Raw genomic sequence first — 20,974 nt, 5'->3', positions numbered from 1 at the left:
ATTGCGTCGGGGCTCACCTCTTCCCATCTCGAACAGAGAAGTTAAGTCCGACTGCGCAGATGGTACTGCAGTAATGTGGGAGAGTATGTCGCCGCCTTTTTTTGGAAACCCTTACTAGAAATAGTAAGGGTTTTTTGTTTTATGTCCTTCGACAAGCTCAGGATGACAAATTTATAAAAGAAATGCTTGACACAAGAGATATTCCCGCTGTAGCACATATTGCGTGAGGGATGGGAGAGGTTACCGTGTAACCCGGACAGCCCGGTTCCTGGCTTTAGACAGGAACACGCCCAATTAAAGAGTCTTTAAGGGATATTGACAATGAGTCTGCACCGGGCATGCTGCGCATTTTGGATTGGTAGGTCTGCAGGTTTCTCTTCCGAGGAAGGAGATTGCCATGCCTATTTCGCCCCAAATTTCTTTGGGTAAGGTTTCCATCAGTTGCTTTTCGACTTTGTTGCCGTCCTTGGTTTCTTTGATAATGCCTATTCTGGGAGCCACACGGATGACGTGCAGATCGGCTATGATGCCTTCGGCGGGCTGGTTGGTTTCGCGCAGGATGACATTGGCTGATTTTCGACCGATACCTTTTAGTGCGGTCAATGAATCCAGATTGGTGGGTATGTTTTTATTTTCTTTTAGTTCTTGCGCTATTTGGAGAATCCAATTGGCTTTGGTTCCAAAGTTCCTGACTTTACTGATGTAGGGAATGATACTTTCAAGGTTTGAAACGGCTATGCTTTCCAGATTAGGATAGGCGTCAAACAATGCCGGAGCAATTTTGTTGATGTTGGCATCAGAGTCTTGAGCAGACAGGATGACCATTATCATGAGTTGATACGGATTTTTATATGCTAACGGATGGGGTCTGCCTTTGTATAGGGTTATGAGAGGTTCGAGTTTCTCGGCCCAGTTTGTATTGTCATCAAATAAATTCATCATTGTTTGTGTAAAAAGTTGTTTATCGCATGGAGTACTTTATCATTTCCTAGAATTTTGCGATGTCCCAGGCCTTCGGTTACCATCAGTTCGCTGTTTTTGATATGGGCTTGGATGTTATGGGCTGCTTTTACCGGAACATCTTCATCGTTTTTGTCGTGTATAATTAATACCGGAATAGTAACGGATTTTGCGGCGTGGTGGCTGGCGTAATCCTCCATGTCTTCTTGAGTTTTTGCTTCAAAATGGCTTTTGAGTAATTGCCCTATTTGGGGTTTGAGCCGTAGTTTTTTGATGAAATCGTCTATGATGTCCTGAATGATATCACCACTGCCAATAATTACGGCTTTTTTTATTTTTAATCCTTGTTTTACGGCGTTTAGTACTGACATGCCTCCGAGGGAATGTCCTATGGCAAACTCGAACGGGCCGAATTGTTTTTCGAGTGCTAAAATGGAGGCAATGAACTCGGGCATTAATGTGGTTTTTCCGCTTGATTTTCCGTGTGCCGGGGCATCAAAGCTTATGGTGGTATACCCCAAGGCTACCAGTTCATCGGCTATTTTTACTAATTGTGTGCCTCTTCCGGACCAGCCGTGTACTAAAAGAATTTTTTTGATACCAGTGCCGTATTGATAAACTACTATTTCTTTTTTGATACTTGGAATGTAGAGTTTGCTTTGTTGACTTTCCTTATCAATGTGTATTTCCCTTTTTGGGATTTTGTGTTTTAATGGAGTAGTGAATAGTTTGGCGGCAAACAACGCGGCTAACTTAGGCGAAATGGCTTGTAAAAACCGGGCAGCAGCGATTATGGTTTTGGGGATTGGTAATGATTGGTTTTTTATTTGGGACTTCGCTGCCATTGTGATGGGTTTGATTCAGTTCTAGAAAAGAATTTACACTATAAATATAATCTAAAACCCGAAATGAAACTCAAATAATTCAGAAAACATCAGGTTTCTGCGATATGAATGTAATTTGTAAATGAAATTATATAATTAATTTTGAAATTAGATTGTGTAAATTTGTCATTCAAATTCAATACTATGAAAAAAGGAATCTTGTTATTTGCATCAGTGGCATTACTTTTAGTTGTATCGTGTGCTAAGAATCCGTTTACCGGAAAGAGTACTATGGCTTTGGTAGACAACAGTCAAATATTTCCAACGGCTTTTCAGCAATACGGAACTTTTTTGAAGGAAAACAAAGTAGTTTCGGGTACTGCAGATGCCAAAAGAGTGGAAACTGTTGGAATGAAGATAAAAGCCGCCGCCGAAAAATGGTTGAATGCCAATGGTTATACTGAGTATTTGAAAGATTATAAATGGGAATACCATTTGGTAGAAAATAAAGAAGTAAACGCATGGTGTATGCCCGGAGGAAAAATTGTCGTATATTCGGGGATTTTACCCATTACTCAGGATGAAGCCGGTTTGGCTACTGTTATGGGACATGAAGTTTCGCATGCATTGGCCAATCATGGGCAACAGCGGATGAGTGCCGGAATGTTGCAACAAGCCGGAGCTGCCGGAGTAGCTTTGGCTACAGGAAATAAAAGTTCAGAAACACAACAAATGGCTATGTTGGCCTACTCGGGAGTTTCGCAATACGGCGGCATGCTGCCTTTTAGTAGAAGTCATGAAAGTGAGGCGGATATGATTGGATTAAAGTTAATGGCAATTGCAGGTTATAATCCTGAAACGGCGGTTATCTTTTGGGAGCGGATGTCAAAGGCGTCAGGAGGTAATAAACCGGCAGAGTTTATGAGCACACACCCTTCTGATGAAACCAGAATAGCCAATATCAGAAGACTGATTCCTGAGGCTAAAGCCGAAGCCGCTAAGTTTGGAGTGAAGTTTTAATCCTAAATAAACTATATTTGAATCCCGTTTATTCGGGATTTTTTATTTTAAAAACTATTTTATGCCATTACTTCCAAAAGGTCACCCGAAATTACTCAATGCCTGGGCGTTTTACGATTGGGCAAATTCTGTTTACAGTTTAGTGATTGCTTCGGCAGTTTTTCCTATTTTTTACAATGCGTTGTTTGATAAAAGCAACCCTTATATTGTTGTTTTTGGACATAATTTTAAAAACTCGGCACTCATAAGTTTTGTTACTGCAGCGGCATTTTTGTGTGTGGCACTTTTTTCACCGTTGTTATCCGGAATTGCCGATTACATGGGGAATAAAAAGATTTTCATGCGTGTGTTCAATTATATAGGGGCTTTGTCTTGCATTGGTTTGTACTTTTTTGATTTGGAAAATATACTGTTGGGATTAACTTTTTATTTTTTTGGGTTAATAGGTTTTTGGGGGAGCTTGGTTTTTTATAATTCCTATCTGCCCGATATTGCTTATCCGGAACAGCAGGATAAAGTGAGTGCCAAAGGATATTCACTAGGGTATGTAGGAAGCGTCCTGTTGTTGATTATTAATTTGGCTATGATTATGAAACCCGAGTTGTTTCACATAACGGGAACACCCGGAGAAGCTTCGATGAAAGCCATGCGCTACTCGTTTGCTACTGTTGGTATTTGGTGGATTGTTTTCAGTAAGTATACTTATTTTTATTTGCCCAAAGGAAATTCTAATCAGCAAAAAGTAACGACAGCTGTGATTTTTAACGGTTTCAGAGAGTTGAAGAAAGTGTGGAAAATGTTACAATCTGAAGTGCCTCTGAAAAGATATTTACTGAGTTTTTTTGTTTTCAGTATGGCTGTACAAACAGTAATGTTGGTGGCTACTTATTTTGGCTCACAGGAAATTGAGTGGAGTAGTCCCGAAGAAAGTCAAATTGGATTAATTACCTGTATACTTTTAATTCAGTTGATAGCGATAGCCGGAGCTGTTTTGACATCCAGAGCTTCAGCTAAATATGGGAATGTCAAAGTTCTGATTGTATTAAATGCTTTTTGGGTTTTGTTGTGCGGTTTCGCTTATTTTATCACGACACCAACTCATTTTTATATCATGGCTGCTTTGGTTGGATTAGTAATGGGAGGGATTCAGGCTCTGGGTCGTTCTACCTATTCAAAATTTTTACCGGAAACAGAGGATACCGCTTCCTTCTTCAGTTTTTATGATGTATCCGAAAAAATAGGGATTGTGATAGGTATGCTGGTTTATGGTTTGATTGATCAGATTACCGGAAGTCCTAGATTTGCGATTGTGTTTCTCGGAGTCTTTTTTATGGCGGGATTATTATTGTTATTGAGAATTCCGAGAAAATCATTGGCGTAACTTCAAAAAAAAATTATATTTGGACTTTCTTTAAAAATTGATTATGAAAAACATAAAACTTTTAGCTGGATTATTTTTGATTTTTACAGCATTGACTTTCAGTTCTTGTGAAACGGAGCCTATAGACAGTGCTATAGTTTTGGATGATTTTAATCCACCTGTTTGTAATGTGCCTACTGCCTTTCAGGCTAGTAATTTTATAAATAATAATTCAGTTAGTTTGAGTTGGGTTGCAGGAGGCAGTGAAACTTCTTGGACCATTGAATACGGTATTCAGGGGTTTGCACTAGGGACAGGAACTACTGTTAGTTCAACTTCAACAACATATTTAGTTACTGGATTGAATTCAACAAATAGCTATAGTTTTTATGTAAAGTCCAACTGTAGTGCTACTTCGAGTAGTCAATGGGTTGGACCGGTTAATGTTCAGGGAATTGTTTTAAATCCAAACTGTCCTAATCCGTCTAATTTGATGGCAGTAAGAAACGCTGCTACCAATACTAATGTTGACGTAACTTGGACAGCCGGTGCTACTGAAACCTCTTGGGAAATTCAGTACGGCATGACAGGATTTATAATAGGAACCGGGAATACGGTAACCTCTGCAACAACTACAAAACAGGTTACCGGAATATCTGCAACAGTATCTTATGATTTTTATGTTAGAGCTACTTGTTCAGCTACCCAAAACAGCGGTTGGATTGGACCAGTAGTTGTAAATGCAGCTACACAGACTAATACCGTTGTTGGAACATATATGATGACAGCCTTCAATACTGTGCCTTCTACCGATTTGAATGGTGATGGAACCAGTTCTGTAAATCAAATGAATGAGATAACATGTTTTAATAATATGCTTTTGACTTTAAATGCTAACGGGACTTATGTAGCAAATGAAAAAGGTGTTGATTTAAATCTTTCAGGAGGTTATGAGTGTTTTACAGATCCGGATGATGTTGGAACTTGGGTATTAGTCGGAAATCTGCTTACATTGAATAGTTCGGATTCTACAATAGATCCCTACACATTCACCGTTTCAGGAAATACACTCAGTTCTACAGTGCCAAATGGTACAGTTTTGACCAATCAAAGTGGGATTGTTGTCGAAACAGCAGCCGATATTACGGTTATTTACACTAAACAATAATTCTTCTATTTGTCTTAAATACATAAAATCCGCCATTTCGGCGGATTTTTTTTTGGCACAGTCCTTGACTTATTAAGTCCCGAATCGATTTGACTTGTTTAAATGATTATCATACAAAGTTCTGACAATCACTTATCGATTTTAACGTATTAGTTAGTAAAGTTGTCCTACATTTGTATAGCGTCAACCAGTTTATAATGTCATTTTGACCTAAAAAAATACTATGCCAAATCACAACATTTTTTCGTTTGACAATCTGTCACTACAAGAATTTGATACCGAAACCGATTTAATTCCTCTCTTGACCCCCGAAGACGAGGAAGAAATGAATAAGGAAGTGCTTCCTGATTCACTGCCCATCTTGCCATTGCGCAATACAGTTCTTTTTCCCGGAGTGGTGATTCCCATCTCTGCCGGAAGAGACAAATCTATAAAATTGATTAATGATGCCAATGCCGGAAATAAGATTATTGGGGTTGTGGCTCAAAAGAATGAAGCGGATGAAGATCCGACTAAAAACGATATATATAACGTTGGTACTGTAGCCCAAATTTTACGTGTTTTGAAAATGCCTGACGGTAATGTTACCGTAATTCTACAAGGTAAAAAACGATTTGCTATTGATACAGTAACTACTGAGAGTCCTTATCTCAGAGCCACTATAAAAGAGGTTGACGAACAACGTCCGGGTAAAAACGATACCGAATTTCAGGCCATCATCGATTCGATGCGGGAATTGGCAATCCAGATTATAAAGGAAAGCCCAAATATTCCAACCGAAGCTACTTTTGCCATCAAAAATATTGAAAGTCAGTCTTTCTTAATCAATTTTGTTTCTTCTAACATGAACCTTTCGGTAAAAGAGAAACAAGATTTATTGATGATTAATGTTCTTAAAGACAGAGCTCTGGAAACGTTGCGCTACATGAACGTAGAGTTACAAAAACTGGAATTGAAAAATGATATTCAGTCCAAAGTGCGTTTCGACTTAGATCAACAACAGCGCGAGTATTTCCTTCATCAGCAGATGAAAACCATACAGGAGGAGTTGGGAGGAGTTTCTTATGAAGAAGAAATCGAAGAAATGCGTCAAAAAGCCAAGACTAAAAACTGGAATGAAAAAACGAAAAAACATTTTGAAAAAGAGATTTCAAAGTTGCAACGCATGAACCCACAGGCACCAGATTTTGGTATCCAGAGAAACTATCTGGAACTGTTTTTAGAGTTGCCGTGGAATCATTTCACAACCGATAATTTCGATTTAAAAAGAGCGCAAAAAATATTAGACCGTGACCATTTTGGTTTAGAAGATGTAAAGAAAAGAATCATCGAACATTTGGCCGTATTGAAATTACGAAACGATATGAAATCGCCTATCATTTGTTTGACAGGACCTCCGGGAGTAGGGAAAACTTCTATAGGAAAATCGATAGCCGAGGCTTTAGGAAGAGAGTACGTTCGCATTTCTTTGGGCGGTTTACGTGACGAAGCTGAAATACGCGGACACCGCAAAACATACATTGGTGCCATGCCGGGTAGAATTATCCAAAGCTTGAAAAAAGCCGGAACTTCTAATCCTGTTTTTGTTTTAGATGAAATTGATAAGCTATCTAACAGCCACCACGGAGATCCTTCATCTGCTTTGCTTGAAGTTTTAGACCCGGAACAAAACAGCGATTTTTATGATAATTTCCTGGAGATGGGCTATGACCTGTCAAAAGTAATGTTTATTGCTACTTCTAATAATATGGCTGCTATTCAGCCCGCGTTGAAGGACCGTATGGAAGTCATCAAAATGACGGGTTACACCATAGAAGAAAAGGTAGAAATTGCCCGCCAGCATTTGTTGCCTAAACAATTGAAAGAGCATGGGTTGACAACTAAGGATTTAACTATTGGCAAAAGACAATTAGAAAAAATAGTGGAAGGATATACCCGTGAATCGGGTGTTCGAAGCCTAGAAACAAAGATTGCACAAGTAGTCAGAAATGCTGCCAAATCGGTAGCCATGGAAGAAGAGTACAACAAGAAACTTACCGATGAAGATATTGTTAAGATTTTGGGTGCGCCAAAATTAGAACGCGACAAATCAGAAAACAATGATGTGGCCGGTGTAGTAACCGGTTTGGCCTGGACTTCTGTAGGAGGAGATATATTATTCATTGAATCGTTGATTTCACCCGGAAAAGGAGTTTTAACCCTGACGGGGAATTTAGGAACAGTAATGAAAGAATCGGCTACAATTGCTTTAGAGTACATTAAAGCCAATGCCGAAATTTTCGGATTAGACCCGGAGATGATCGCCAAATACAACATTCACCTGCATGTGCCGGAAGGAGCGACCCCTAAAGACGGACCAAGTGCCGGTATAGCCATGTTAACGTCTTTAGTCTCATTGCTGACGCAAAGAAAAGTGAAGAAAAATTTAGCCATGACCGGAGAAATTACCCTTCGCGGAAAAGTATTGCCGGTTGGCGGAATTAAAGAAAAAATCTTAGCAGCCAAAAGAGCCAATATCAAAGAAATTATCCTGTGTCACGAAAATAAAAGTGATATTGACGAAATCAAACCGGATTACATCGAAGGATTGACGTTTCATTATGTAAAAGAAATGAGTGAAGTTATTGATATTGCTGTCACCAGTCAAAAAGTGAAAAACGCCAAGAAATTATAACTTCAGTTCAAAACATTACCCAAAGGCATAAGTCAATATCGCTTATGCCTTTTTCTTTTAACTTTTTTTCATACCATATAAAATAATATCTTCGCATTTCCGTTATAGTATGTAGCATAAGCCATTTTTGATGTTTAGAAAAACAATTTGTATTGGATTTTACCTCACCGCTTTGACCGCTTTTGGGCAAATTGGCGGGAAGTCGGTATACCAGTTTCTAAACTTAGTCACTTCACCTCGACAAGCCGCTCTGGGCGGAAAAGTACTGACGTTTTATGACCAAGATGTCAATCAGGCGCATTTTAACCCGGCAACAATTAATCCGGAAATGGACAATAAACTGGCGTTGAATTACGGGAGTTATTTTGGAGAAGTTACTTATGGAACAGCAGCTTACGCCTACACATACGATCGTCATGTACAAACTTTTTTTGGAGGAGTTAATTACGTAAATTACGGGAAGTTTGACGGCTATGACGAAAATGGTCTGCAAACCTCAGGGTTTACCGGGAGCGAGATTGCTTTGACCTTTGGTTATGCTTACAATATTCCTTTTTCTGATTTTTACATAGGAGCCAATGCCAAACTGATTTCTTCGACTTTAGAAAGTTATAATTCTTTTGGAGCTGCGGTTGATTTAGGTGCTTTGTTTATAGATACCCGCAATGATGTCAACTGGGCCTTGGTAATACGAAATATCGGAACCCAAATAACTCCCTATTATGAAACCCGCGAGAAATTGCCTTTAGAAGTGATGATTGGTGTTTCTCAGTTGATGGAAAATGTTCCTATTCGTTGGCACTTGACTTTAGAAAACATGCAACAGTGGCAGTTGGCATTTTCTAATCCGAACAGAGCACAAGGTAATTTAGATGGCGGTTCGACTCCTGAGAAAGTTTCGATTTTTAATAATGCTTTACGACATGTAGTGGTTGGGGCAGAGCTGTTTCCGGATAAGGGCTTTAATGTTCGATTAGGATATAATTTCAGAAGAGCCGAAGAATTACGTATTTTAGAAAAACGAAATTTTTCCGGACTTTCCGTAGGTTTCGGATTGAGAGTCAATAATTTAAAATTTAATTATTCGTATTCACGCTATACATTAGCGGCCAACACCAGTTTATTCGGATTAACCATAGATTTTTCGGGAAACCGATACTAATACATAAAATAACTTTGAAACCGAGGGTTCACGAACACCAAAAAATAATTAAAAAATTGTGAGTAAAAAAATTACCATTGCCATCGACGGATTTTCCTCAACCGGAAAAAGTACTTTAGCCAAACAATTAGCCAAACATTTAGGATATGTTTATGTTGATACCGGTGCTATGTACCGTGCCATAACTTTGTTTGCCATGCAAAATGGATATATCACAGCAGATTACTTTGATAAAGAAACACTGATAAATAGCCTACCATCCATTCGTTTGCATTTTGAATTCAATCCGGAATTGGGTTTTGCCGAAATGTTTTTGAATGGCGTTAATGTGGAGACTGAAATCAGAACGATTGAAGTTTCCAATTTTGTGAGTAAAGTGGCCGAGGTTTCTGAAGTACGTGCCAAATTAGTAGAGCAACAACAAAGCATGGGGAAAGATAAAGGCGTTGTAATGGATGGTCGCGATATTGGTACGGTTGTTTTTCCAAAAGCAGAACTCAAAGTTTTCATGACGGCAAGCCCACAAACCCGTGCTCAAAGACGATTTGATGAGCTACAGGCCAAAGGGCAAAAAGTTTCTTTTGAAGAAGTGTTGAAAAATGTAGAAGAACGCGATTATATTGATACCCACCGTGATGATTCTCCGTTGCGAAAAGCGGAAGATGCTCTTGAACTGGACAACTCCCATCTTACCCGGGAGGAGCAGTTTGCTGCTGTTTTGGAAATGGTAGAAAAGGTAACGAAATCCATTTAACTATTTTTGTTTATCTCAATTTAAATAGTAGATTTACGGGCTATTTTTACTAAAAACCAAAAACTATTTATTTTATGAATATTAAAATCAGATTAACACTGATGAGCTTTCTTCAGTTCTTTGTGTGGGGAGCGTGGTTGATTACCGTTGGCAATTACTGGTTTGCCACCAAACAGTGGAGCGGGGAACAATTTGGAGCCATCTTTTCTACCTTAGGTCTGTCCTCTATTGTGATGCCGGCTATTACCGGAATCATTGCCGATAAATGGATAAACGCCGAAAAGCTATACGGAATTTTACACATACTGGGCGGAATGGCTTTGTTTTACATACCGCAAGTAGATAATCCTACTACTTTTTATTGGGTGATTTTTGCCGCTATGTTGTGTTACATGCCCACCATTTCGTTGTCTAACTCGGTGGCGTATAATATTTTAAAAAATAATCAGTTTGATGTGGTGAAAGTATTTCCTCCGATTCGCGTTTGGGGAACTATTGGGTTTATTGCAGCTATGTGGTTAACCAATTTATCCGGGAATAAAGCTTCAGCAAATATGTTTTACATATCGGCTGTTTCAGCAGTAATTCTGGGAGTTTATTCGTTTACTTTGCCAAAATGTCCGCCGCAGAAGTTGATTGCGGAGAATGCTTCTTTGGCTCAAAAACTGGGTTTGGATGCTTTTAAATTATTTGGAACCTATAAAATGGCGTTGTTCTTTTTGTTCTCAATGTTCTTGGGTGGCGCTTTACAATTGACCAATATGTACGGAGATGTATTTTTATCCGAATTTGGGAAAGTGCCGGAATATGCTAATAGTATCATTGTGACTAAGTCTACCTTAATCATGTCGATTTCGCAGATATCAGAAACCTTGTTTATTTTGGCGATTCCGTTCTTTTTGAAACGATTCGGAATCAAGCAGGTAATGTTGATTTCGATGTTGGCTTGGGTTTTGCGTTTTGGTTTGTTTGCTTACGGAAATCCGGCTGACGGACTTTGGATGATAATTTTGTCGTGTATTGTATACGGGATGGCGTTTGACTTTTTCAATATTTCCGGTTCACTTTTTGTTGAAACGACCACCGATTCTAAAATTCGTTCTTCGGCTCAGGGCTTGTTTATGATGATGTCTAACGGTTTTGGTGCTTTCTTTGGCGGATTGGTAAGCGGTTATATTATAGACGAATTCTTTACGCATGAGGGTGCCCGTGACTGGCACAGCATCTGGCTTTCGTTTGCGGGTTATGCATTGGTAATTGCCATTGCATTTGCGGTTTTGTTTAAGCACAAGCACAATCCTAAAGACGTGGCAAATGTGAGTCATTAATAAAAAAAATGAGAACCCGATAATGTATCGGGTTTTTTTATGCCATACCATTACTGTCTAGCCCTGATGGGAGAGGCTACCGCGTAGCCCGGACAGCGGGAACATGGATTGCTTTTTATCCCAAGCCATTCGCTTCTAAAATCATAATGTCTTTTTTCTTGCTTCTGTCCTCTATTTTCTTTTTCTAAATGTTTTGTAATTAAGAAATTATGCTTAATTTTGCACACCTTTTGGCGAAGAAGAGTTTCCTTTAGGTATCAACTATTTAAAAGATAACACTGTTGTGTTTTTAATCGCATTAAGAAACTCGAAGAATACAACATACAAATTTTTTTATCAGCATGGCTGTATTAAACAAAGAACAAGAAGCGTTTTTAAATGAATTCAACTGGCATAATTATGCAGAAGGAATTGACGCAGTAGATCAAAAAAACTTGGAAGAGTTTGAAAACTTAGTAGCTAAAACTTTTATTTCAACAGACCAAGAAGAGGTTGTAGAAGGTGTAGTAGTAAGAATTACTGACAGAGACGCTATTGTTGACATTAACGCGAAATCAGAAGGAGTTATTTCTTTGAATGAGTTCCGTTACAACCCGAACTTAAAAGTTGGGGACAAAGTAGAAGTATTGATTGACGTTCGTGAGGACAAAACAGGTCAGTTAGTATTATCTCACAGAAAAGCAAGAACTATCAAATCATGGGACAGAGTTATTGCTGCTAACGAAACAGGAGAAATTGTTACCGGTTTTGTTAAATGTAGAACTAAAGGTGGTATGATTGTAGATGTTTTCGGAATTGAAGCATTCTTACCGGGATCACAAATTGATGTGAAACCAATCCGTGATTACGATGTATACGTAAACAAAAACATGGAGTTCAAAGTGGTAAAAATCAACCACGAATTCAAAAACGTTGTTGTTTCGCACAAAGCGCTTATTGAAGCAGACATTGAAGTTCAGAAAAAAGAAATCATTGGTCAATTAGAAAAAGGACAAGTATTAGAAGGAGTTGTGAAAAACATCACTTCTTATGGTGTGTTCATTGACTTAGGTGGTGTTGACGGTTTAATCCACATTACTGACCTTTCTTGGTCAAGAATCAACCACCCAAGTGAAGTTTTGGAATTAGACCAAAAATTAAACGTGGTTATCCTTGATTTCGATGATGAGAAAACAAGAATCCAATTAGGTTTAAAACAATTAAACGCTCACCCATGGGATGCTCTTGGAGCTGACTTGAAAGTAGGTGACAAAGTGAAAGGTAAAGTAGTAGTTATTGCTGACTATGGTGCTTTCATCGAAGTTGCTGAAGGAGTTGAAGGTTTAATTCACGTTTCTGAAATGTCATGGTCTACTCACTTGAGAAGTGCTCAGGACTTCGTTAAAGTTGGGGACACTGTTGAAGCTGTTGTATTGACTTTAGACAGAGACGAAAGAAAAATGTCTTTGGGTATCAAACAATTGACTCAAGATCCTTGGACAGACATCACGGCTAAATACCCTGTAGGTTCTAGACACACAGGAATTGTTAGAAACTTTACTAACTTCGGAATTTTCGTTGAGTTAGAAGAAGGAATCGACGGTTTAGTATACATTTCTGATTTGTCTTGGACTAAGAAAATCAAACACCCATCAGAATTTGTTAACGTAGGTGATAAATTAGATGTAGTAGTATTAGAGTTGGATGTTGACGGACGTAAATTATCGTTAGGTCACAAACAAACTACTGAAAACCCTTGGGATAAACACGAAGATGCTTTCGCTGTGGGAACTATCCACACCGGAACTATCGCTGAGATTGTTGACAAAGGAGCTACTGTAGATTTCGGAGATGATGTGGTGGCATTTATCCCAACTCGTCACTTAGAAAAAGAAGACGGTAAAAAGTTGAAAAAAGGTGAAGAAGCACAATTCAAAGTAATTGAGTTCAACAAAGAATTCAAAAGAGTAGTAGCCTCTCACACCGCTATCTTCAGAGAAGAAGAAGAGAAACAAGCGAAAGCTGCAGTTGAAACTGTTTCAACAAGCAATGCTCCTGCTAACGCTCTTGGAGATAACAACGATATCCTTGCCGGATTGAAAGCTGAAATGGAAAAGAAAGAGAAAAAATAATCTTCTTTCTTTCATAAATAAAAGCCCCGAGTAATCGGGGCTTTTTTTATACCGTACAAAATAATTTCTGATGAGTGAACTTCCTGAAATTATTATTTATGTTTTTACCAATTGATTTTCCTGAACGATTTTATGGCAGAAGGTTTTAGGTTTAACAGTAATAAAGTTTATTGAAGTAATTTTTAACACGGTCAGTTTATTTGTTTATGGTGCCGGAACATTTTCTCTCTAAGGTTGCGAATTTTGGTTTGAAACAGTTATCATTTATTTCTTCTATTATCGTTTTAAGCTAAAATGCCCTTTTACATTGCGTCCGTCAACAAAATGAATGTCGAACCAATAGTCATCAGAAGGCAATTCTTGACCGTTGTAAGTACCATCCCATCCGCTGCTCATTGGTGACAGTTGTTTTATCAACTTTCCAAAGCGATCAAAAATGTAAACGTTCGAATGGATATTCACCGAATTTGGAGCGATACCTTGTACATTCCAGTAATCGTGATACCCGTCGCCATTCGGAGTAAAATAATGCGGAATTCCTAAAACGGGAATAGCTATCGGGCCTAAAATACCACAACCATTTTTGTCACGAACATACAATTCGTGCAATCCCATAGGAACATTGCTGAAAAAGCCGGTATCGCGGTATGGTCCGTTACTGTCATCCAAAGAATATTCGTAAATACCGGAACCTGTTACGCTGACCGAAACAGCATTGATTTCGGTTAAATCACTTATTGATATATTTTGAATACTGGCAATTTGTGAACTTATCACATTGATAATTCTGGTTGCCTGACAGCCATAAATATTGGTTACCGTAACGCTGTAAATACCGGGACTGTTAACTATCAGGGTTGGGTTGATTTTTCCCGGCAGTATATCATTGTTCAGATACCATTGAAACGTGTAGTTGGAAGCAGGAGAGCCATCCTGTATACCGGCATCCAATATGGCTTGTGTGTTAGGTAAACAAACCAAGACTGTTTCTTCCTGATCAATTTTAGGCAATGGATGTACCACGAAAGGAATAGTCAACTGAGCCTTACATGAGTTATTAATTGAGTTTTCGACAATAACTTTTACGTTTTGAGTACCACTTGTAAAAGGGTTCGGCAACGGACTTCCCAATGGATTGTTATTTCCGTCAAGATAATATACGTTCATTCCGGATTGTGTTCCAAGTATAGTAGCTTGGAAATTAGTGGTGTCAAAATCATGCAGCCCATCTTGGTCGATGACAATACTTTCATCATCACAGGCTGTTGTCAAAGATGAGGAAATGGGAAAAGCTTGAGGCAAATCATCTACAATAAACTGTAGCGTTTCTTCGTCATAACAAGGACCATCTGAGGATTGTGTATTGTTATTCACCACTCTGATGGTAATGGTTTCGGTCGTGTTTACAATAAAAGGATTGGGTAAAGGAGATGAAAGCGGAGTACCATTAGCCGTGAAATATTTAACTGTTACATTGGCTTGCCCGTTTACCACTGCGGTTTGAATTCCTGATGTGTCAAAACCATATATGCCATCCTGATTGTCGTCGCAATGACGAATGATGTTATTGGCATTTACAGGATTGGCAAAAGGCAATGCTTCCACTACAATGTCGAACTTACGGAAACCAAAACAAGAGTTGTCAACCGTGCTGTCCACACGTATCCAAATGGATTGAGTGCCGGGAGAACCAAAATTTCGGTAATTAGATGGGTCGGGAATAGCCAATGAATTACCGGCAGTATCTGTTTCAGCTAAGAAATCCGCTTCCGTTTTATAATATTTAATCGAAACGTTACTCGGTAAAAAAGTCAAGAGGCTATTTGTAATAGGAGTAAAGTCAAATTTTGAAATCCCATCGCGGTCATCATTTACAGGATCAAGATAGTCATCGCATTTGAATCGGTACTGGTTCGGAACCTGAAAACTTGACGGAATTTGAGTTACCGAAACCATTAAATCTATGCGGGCTACACGGAAACAACCATTATTGTTTTCAACTCGTACAAATATACTGGTATTACCACTTGTGAAGGCAATAGGATTGGCTATCAAAAAAGCAGGATTTTGAGTGTTAGCTGCCGCAAGATTGGTATAGTAAGTGAAAGTTTCGTTTAAATAATTAGCCGAAATTACGTTATTTTTTTGGGTCAAGTTGAATACGGTAATTCCGTCACTGTCCTCATCACATTGCTTTAATGAAATAGGAGTTGTTATTACCGGTAACGGATAAGTTGTCAGGATTGCTCCTGATGAATACAAGCCACAACTGTTTCCGTTTTTGTTTAAAAACACTCGATATTGGTATCCAACCATTGCTGGGGTTACATTGGAAATAGTCAATGAGGCGGAGGTTACACCTGAATAAATCGCATTGTTTGTAAGGTTTGACCAAGTAACACCATTATTAGTGGATAGTTGCCATTGATAATTGTTAACAGCATTAGAGGTTACTGTAAAAGTTGCTGATTGGGATTCGCAGGCTATGACATTTTGCGGTTGTGTAGTAATAATAATGGGAGCCGGAATGGTGTAATTAACGGTTCCTTCTGCAGTATCACTGCAACCATCATCATCACTATCTAATTCGATATAGTTGAGTATGCCATCTCCATCAGTATCCGCTATTGTGTAATTCAGTATTCCGCTGTCCGGTGAAGTTTCTAAACTGTTGTGTAAACCGTTTGTTCCAAAATTCCCACCACTCATAACACCACTGGTATTGTTAGAATTTCCGGGACTTCCTGATTCGATGATGTCTACTATACCGTCATTATCCGAATCCAAATCCAAATAATTAGGAATGCCGTCATTATCGGAGTCAGCCGGAATTATTCCGTTTCCAAAAATATCATCTATTCCGTCTCCGTTTGTGTCAACATGAGATAGTGCCACTATATTTTGTCCTTGTGATTCAACAAAATCGGGTATACTGTCGTTATCACTGTCGTAATCATCTTGATCGGGAATGCCATCGTTATCAGAGTCTTTCGGTACACAGGTGGCGTATATTTTGAGTGTGGCTCTGTCACTAACAGTGTCAGACAAGTTTCGGTGTTTAAAACTAATAGTGCCGGAGAGTTTAGTCAGGAATTTAAAAGTACCGGTTCCTGCGGCTAAAGGAGTAGTATTGTTTAAACGGAAACGAATTTCAAATGATGAATACTCAGTAACGCCGCTTTCGAAAAAACCATCGTAGTTGGTGTCAATCAATAATTGATTATCGGGATTTAGTACCGTAATGGTTCGGTTAATAGGTGAATTGATAGTGTATTCCCCGTTAGAATCCAGTAAATCAGTGCTGTTGGCAGTGGTCACGTATTCTAAACCAATTGAAACCGGTTGAGCAAACGTCATTTCGTATTTCACCCAATTTGTTTTTCCGGCAGGGATATTGGTTACAAAACTACCATCTGCATTTCCGGTAAAAGGAGTTGCAGATGCCGCCGCTGAAGTGGTTACGATTCCGGTGAAAGAGTTAGTGTAAGGGCCAATATTGATATTTCCTGAAGCCGAATTGGCTAATGAAATAGTCTGATTACCGTAGGATTCATTGCAGTTGGTAATGCCGTCGTTGTCGTTGTCTAAATCGATGTTGTCATTGGTGCCGTCATTATCACTATCATCAGGACAAGCACTAACGGGAATTTCAACTGAAGAAAAATCTGTGCCGCAAGAACTTAAAGTAGCAATAACTTTATAAAATCCGGGTTGTGTAGGAGTGTAAGTATTGGCAGTGGCTCCGACTATAGCGGCTCCATTAAGGTACCATTGAAAAAAATCAAAGCCGCTGATGGCATTTACTTGTAAGTCAACATTCGGAATACAGCCCGATGTAGCTGCTGACTGAGGTTGGAGAATAATTTCAGGGTCGAATGTGAATCCTGAATAATATCCTCCGTAAGTAGCAGCATTACTCGAACCGTAATAAGAAAGGTATACCTGTTCCGAAGAAAAAACAGAAATATTACCGGTTAGGTTTTCAAAAGTATACGTAACATAATTGGCATTCCCCGTTATCGTTAAAGGACCGTTTACGTTGATACCCGCTGGTAGAGTAGCCAAACTGTAGTTGGTTCCGTCTATAATGAAATCTAACGAAGCACCGGCTTTAGTTACGATGCAAACCGTTCCGAAGAAATCAGTCAATCCGCTTACCTCATTGATGAACGGAATGTTGTTTATGGTTTTAGGGGTTTGGCAACTCAACGGAGGCAAAAAGTGCATGTTTTGGTTGGCTTGGCTGGATGTTCCACCTATTCCCTGATAAGCAAAAATATTTTTGGAAGTTCTGACATATAAATTACCATTGGCTGAAAAAGCACTTCCGTCTAAAGCTAAATATTCGCCTGCATTCAAGGTAGTTATGGGGCTTGAGTTACCATCCAAATAAACTTCAGTGTTATTTTCGTTAGCAACTAAAAGCGGTCTCTCCGTTACATCCACTCCGGAACCTTTTATAAAAATATATTCTTGTCCTGTTCTCTCAGCCGAAACAATCTGGTCAAAACCCAAGTCAATGTTTGAATCATTATTTCCGTTAGTTCCGGCAAAGGAACCACAGTTTACAGCTATGGGCTTATTGGATGTGATGGCAGCTCCTATTAATCCGTCTCTATTGGCATTTCTGGGACCTTCTACCGCTATTACGTAACTTTCACCCGCATTGAGAATAACATCGCTCGGTGTATTTCCGGAAGCGGCATCATTAATCAAACCCACTCCTGATTTGATATCGTGAAAGGAAACAACAGTATTATTTTCCGTAGCCAATATGGCGGCAAAAGTATAATGTGTATCGTTGATAGCACTGATCCCGGTGTTGATAAAAGCACCAATTCGGAATTGGGTTCCCAAAGCAGCACTTCCTTTTGAAACAAGGCCACCAGCTTGAAAATTTTGATTTGAAGCCGTTAAACGAACCGTTACATAAATCAAATCGTCAGCCTGTACTATGAATCCTTTGTTATTTTTAACTGTGTTGACATCACTTTTTGAAACCAATAATTGAGTGTCATATCCCGTACCTATAAAATGTACGTACGGATTATCACGACTTACAACACCCGTGATTGTGTTTCCGCCAATTTCTTGAATCTGAAAGTTTACCGGTGTAATACTCGGACACGAGATATACATAGATTGCCCTTGCGGGGTGGCAGACATCGAATCGGTATTGGATAGTGGCGGAATATAGTGGGTCTTACTGAATTGAGCCGTTGTTGATAAGGATAGGAAAAAAACGAATAGGGTAATAATCTTCTTCATTGGATAAAATTAGTGAAAAAAGCAGTTACCGTTTGAGCGCAAAATGGCCTTTAATTATTCGGCCATTGTTTAAAGTGATGACAAACCAATAATCATCGGCAAACAACTCCTGTTGATTTAATTTCCCATTCCAACCGGGGTGATTGGCGTCAAAGCTGTAAATGAATTTTCCGTAACGATCAAAAATAGTGACAACGGCCTGTGGGTAATAAAATAAGTTTTTTATCTGCCACGTATCGTTGATGCCATCTCCGTTAGGCGTGAAATATTTGGGATAATCGAGTACGTAAATGTGTTTTGTAGCATTTGGATTGCAGCCGTTTTTATCGCGAACAATTATCGTATATTCTTTAGGAGTGACATCAGTAAAAAGAGAGCTGCTTTGAAAATGGATTCCGTTTAATGAGTACTCATAATCACCACTGCCGCTCACATTAACTTGAACAGTATTGCTGTTTCCTGAAAAATCTCCAATATCTACTGAAGTTATAATAGGTGCACTGGACGACAATACAATGAATTTTTTTGTCACACTGCAACCATACGAATTGGTAACAGTAACCGTATAAGTTCCGCTGGTAGTTATAGAAATAGATGAGGTGGTAGCTCCCGTGTTCCAAGTGTAGCTGCTGAACCCTAATGGCACAGACAGTGATTCGGTTTCTCCATTACATAAAAACAAGCTTTCATCATTAAAATTAGCAGGATTGAATGTAATCAGTTGCAGAGAAATCGGGATGATACCATAACAATCAGGGCCATTTACGATACGAGCAAAAATGGTTTGGTTGGGAGAGAGAGTATTGGTGAAACTATTTGGTAATACATTGGTTTGATTAGTGGCATCAGCAGCAGTCAAATAGTATTCAGCAATTAATCCAGCCGGTAATCCATTAAGAACCGTTGGTGTTACCTGCTGATTTAAATCAATGGAAGTAAAGCCATCAAGCGTACCATCTTCATCACAAATCGGAATCGGACTAACCGCAGGCAAAGAGTTGTTGGCAATTTGAAGTGTTATGGTCACATAGCTGTTACATCCATAAGCATTACTCACAGCAGCCACAACCTGATTGGTTGAAGTATTTTGAAACGATGAGGTATTCGAAATTGGGTTAAGTTGGTGCTGAGCATTGTACAAACTGGTATAATACGTAACAGTATTCGCTGCTGTACTTCCTTGTAATACCGGAGTTAGTTTAGTTAAGTTGAATGTGGCAATGCCATCATTATTGTCGTCGCATTGTTCCAACGCTAAAGGAGCAATGACAGGAGAGCCAGCATATTCAATTGTAACTTCTCCTTTAGCTATACATGTTGTGCTGTTGAGTGTGATTTCTACACTATAAGTGCCGGCAGAAGTAACAGTGTAAGTTGGGTTTGTTTCTCCCAAAAGTTCCACATTGTCTTTGAACCATTTATAGGTGTTGGTTCCGGGTTCGGTAGCGTCAAGCAGATAAGTGTCGCTATTGCAAAGAGGGTTGTTGGTAGCTATCAGTCTGTCGGGCCCTAGATCGGTCCCAACATTAAAACTGCCACCACCCAAAAAAATGGCCGAGTCGTATTTGGGATTGGTCTCATCGGCTATGACTAATTTGATATGGTATGTAGTTCCCGGAATTACAGTGGCTTTAGCAGTCATTATCGTTGTTTGTCCGTTGAAGTTGATAGGAGCTGCATTGTCGTTATAACTTCCGAAGTAAGTTTCATTTTGCGCCGGACAACCACTACCGCCTGATATATTAGGATGTACAGTTGTCACTTTTACAGGGATAGCTGTGTTAGGGATTAAGGCAAGGTTTTGATAATTATCAGGGCTGCCGGCTACTTTTAACAAAAAAGCAAATCCATCCGAATAATGACATGGTGCAGTATCGTGGTATTCTTCGGAAGCAAATATATAATCAAAACTGATTTGACTGGTCAAAGGAGTAAAATCAAACTCAAGAACAGTGGCATTGGATGTGTTAGAAATGGATAAAGCCTGCTCTAAATCAGGGTCACCTATCCAACCCGGAGCATCATCGCTTAGAAGTGATGTGTTGGGACCTTGTGTATTATTTGCAGTACTGGTACTCAGTACTACTCCGTTCGAAAAAGGAAAGCTGCTTGTTCCTGCTGAAAAATAACCATAGCTCTTTTCCCCCGAAGCAAAGTTTCCGCCACTGACACTAAAATTAGATACATTGGCACAAGGACTGTTGATTAAAACATTTTCTACTAATTGTTGCGCAGTATAGGTATCGTTAACAATAATATTTTGCGCCCAAAGGTTGTTTTGAGAAAAGCAACAAAAAAAAATAAAAAATAATATTCGCAGTAGTTTCATAGCATCTGCAAAGATA

Annotated in this window: 12 protein-coding genes and 1 rRNA gene; 9 read left to right on the top strand and 4 right to left on the bottom strand. The window is 39.1% G+C overall.

Annotation, left to right across the window (positions count from 1 at the left end):
* Positions 1-100: ribosomal RNA gene (rrf, locus tag EZL74_RS08435) — 5S ribosomal RNA — on the top strand; the annotation flags it as partial.
* A gap of 194 nt (positions 101-294) precedes the next feature.
* Here rrf and EZL74_RS08430 read toward each other — a convergent pair.
* The gene (locus tag EZL74_RS08430) at positions 295-942 is read right to left on the bottom strand and encodes an endonuclease III domain-containing protein (RefSeq protein WP_240034577.1); all 648 of its coding nucleotides are present in this window, start codon (positions 940-942) and stop codon (positions 295-297) included.
* The gene (locus tag EZL74_RS08425; protein ID WP_131476166.1) at positions 939-1,805 is read right to left on the bottom strand and encodes an alpha/beta fold hydrolase; all 867 of its coding nucleotides are present in this window, start codon (positions 1,803-1,805) and stop codon (positions 939-941) included. Before EZL74_RS08425 ends, EZL74_RS08430 begins: the two co-directional genes overlap by 4 nt.
* Positions 1,806-1,988: 183 nt before the next feature.
* On the opposite strand from EZL74_RS08425, the gene EZL74_RS08420 reads away from it, so the two are divergent.
* From EZL74_RS08420 to rpsA, 8 genes are all read left to right on the top strand, one after another.
* Positions 1,989-2,804, top strand: a complete 816-nt coding sequence (locus tag EZL74_RS08420; protein ID WP_131476165.1) for a M48 family metallopeptidase — start codon at positions 1,989-1,991, stop codon at positions 2,802-2,804.
* A gap of 61 nt (positions 2,805-2,865) precedes the next feature.
* Positions 2,866-4,185: an MFS transporter gene (locus EZL74_RS08415; RefSeq protein ID WP_131476164.1), complete on the top strand. Its 1,320-nt coding sequence runs from the start codon at positions 2,866-2,868 to the stop codon at positions 4,183-4,185.
* A 43-nt stretch (positions 4,186-4,228) separates the two neighbouring features.
* Positions 4,229-5,332 (top strand): fibronectin type III domain-containing protein, encoded by a 1,104-nt coding sequence (locus EZL74_RS08410; RefSeq protein ID WP_131476163.1) that lies wholly within the window; start codon positions 4,229-4,231, stop codon positions 5,330-5,332.
* Between the two features lie 223 nt (positions 5,333-5,555).
* Positions 5,556-8,006 carry an endopeptidase La gene (gene lon / locus EZL74_RS08405; RefSeq protein WP_131476162.1) on the top strand — a complete coding sequence of 817 codons (2,451 nt, stop codon included), beginning with the start codon at positions 5,556-5,558 and terminating at the stop codon, positions 8,004-8,006.
* A gap of 130 nt (positions 8,007-8,136) precedes the next feature.
* On the top strand, positions 8,137-9,168 hold the full coding sequence (gene porQ, locus EZL74_RS08400) for a type IX secretion system protein PorQ (RefSeq protein ID WP_131476161.1): 1,032 nt from the start codon (positions 8,137-8,139) through the stop codon (positions 9,166-9,168).
* Between the two features lie 58 nt (positions 9,169-9,226).
* Positions 9,227-9,922, top strand: coding sequence for a (d)CMP kinase (gene cmk / locus EZL74_RS08395; RefSeq protein WP_131476160.1), 696 nt, complete (start codon positions 9,227-9,229; stop codon positions 9,920-9,922).
* Positions 9,923-9,996: 74 nt separating this feature from the next.
* Positions 9,997-11,250: a nucleoside permease gene (locus tag EZL74_RS08390; protein WP_131476159.1), complete on the top strand. Its 1,254-nt coding sequence runs from the start codon at positions 9,997-9,999 to the stop codon at positions 11,248-11,250.
* Positions 11,251-11,591: 341 nt separating this feature from the next.
* Entirely contained in the window at positions 11,592-13,361 is a 1,770-nt protein-coding gene (gene rpsA, locus EZL74_RS08385) for a 30S ribosomal protein S1 (RefSeq protein WP_131476158.1), read from the top strand.
* Positions 13,362-13,637: 276 nt separating this feature from the next.
* Here rpsA and EZL74_RS08380 read toward each other — a convergent pair whose 3' ends face one another.
* Complete coding sequence (locus EZL74_RS08380; protein WP_131476157.1) at positions 13,638-18,629, bottom strand: T9SS type B sorting domain-containing protein; 4,992 nt, start codon at positions 18,627-18,629, stop codon at positions 13,638-13,640.
* 25 nt (positions 18,630-18,654) lie between these two features.
* Entirely contained in the window at positions 18,655-20,958 is a 2,304-nt protein-coding gene (locus EZL74_RS08375) for a T9SS type B sorting domain-containing protein (protein WP_131476156.1), read from the bottom strand.
* Positions 20,959-20,974: the final 16 nt, after the last annotated feature.

Source organism: Flavobacterium silvisoli (genome assembly GCF_004329815.1).
Classification (GTDB): Bacteria; Bacteroidota; Bacteroidia; order Flavobacteriales; family Flavobacteriaceae; genus Flavobacterium; species Flavobacterium silvisoli.
The sequence above is the reverse complement of the archived record's forward strand: the minus strand, read 5'-3'. Positions and strand labels throughout refer to the sequence as shown.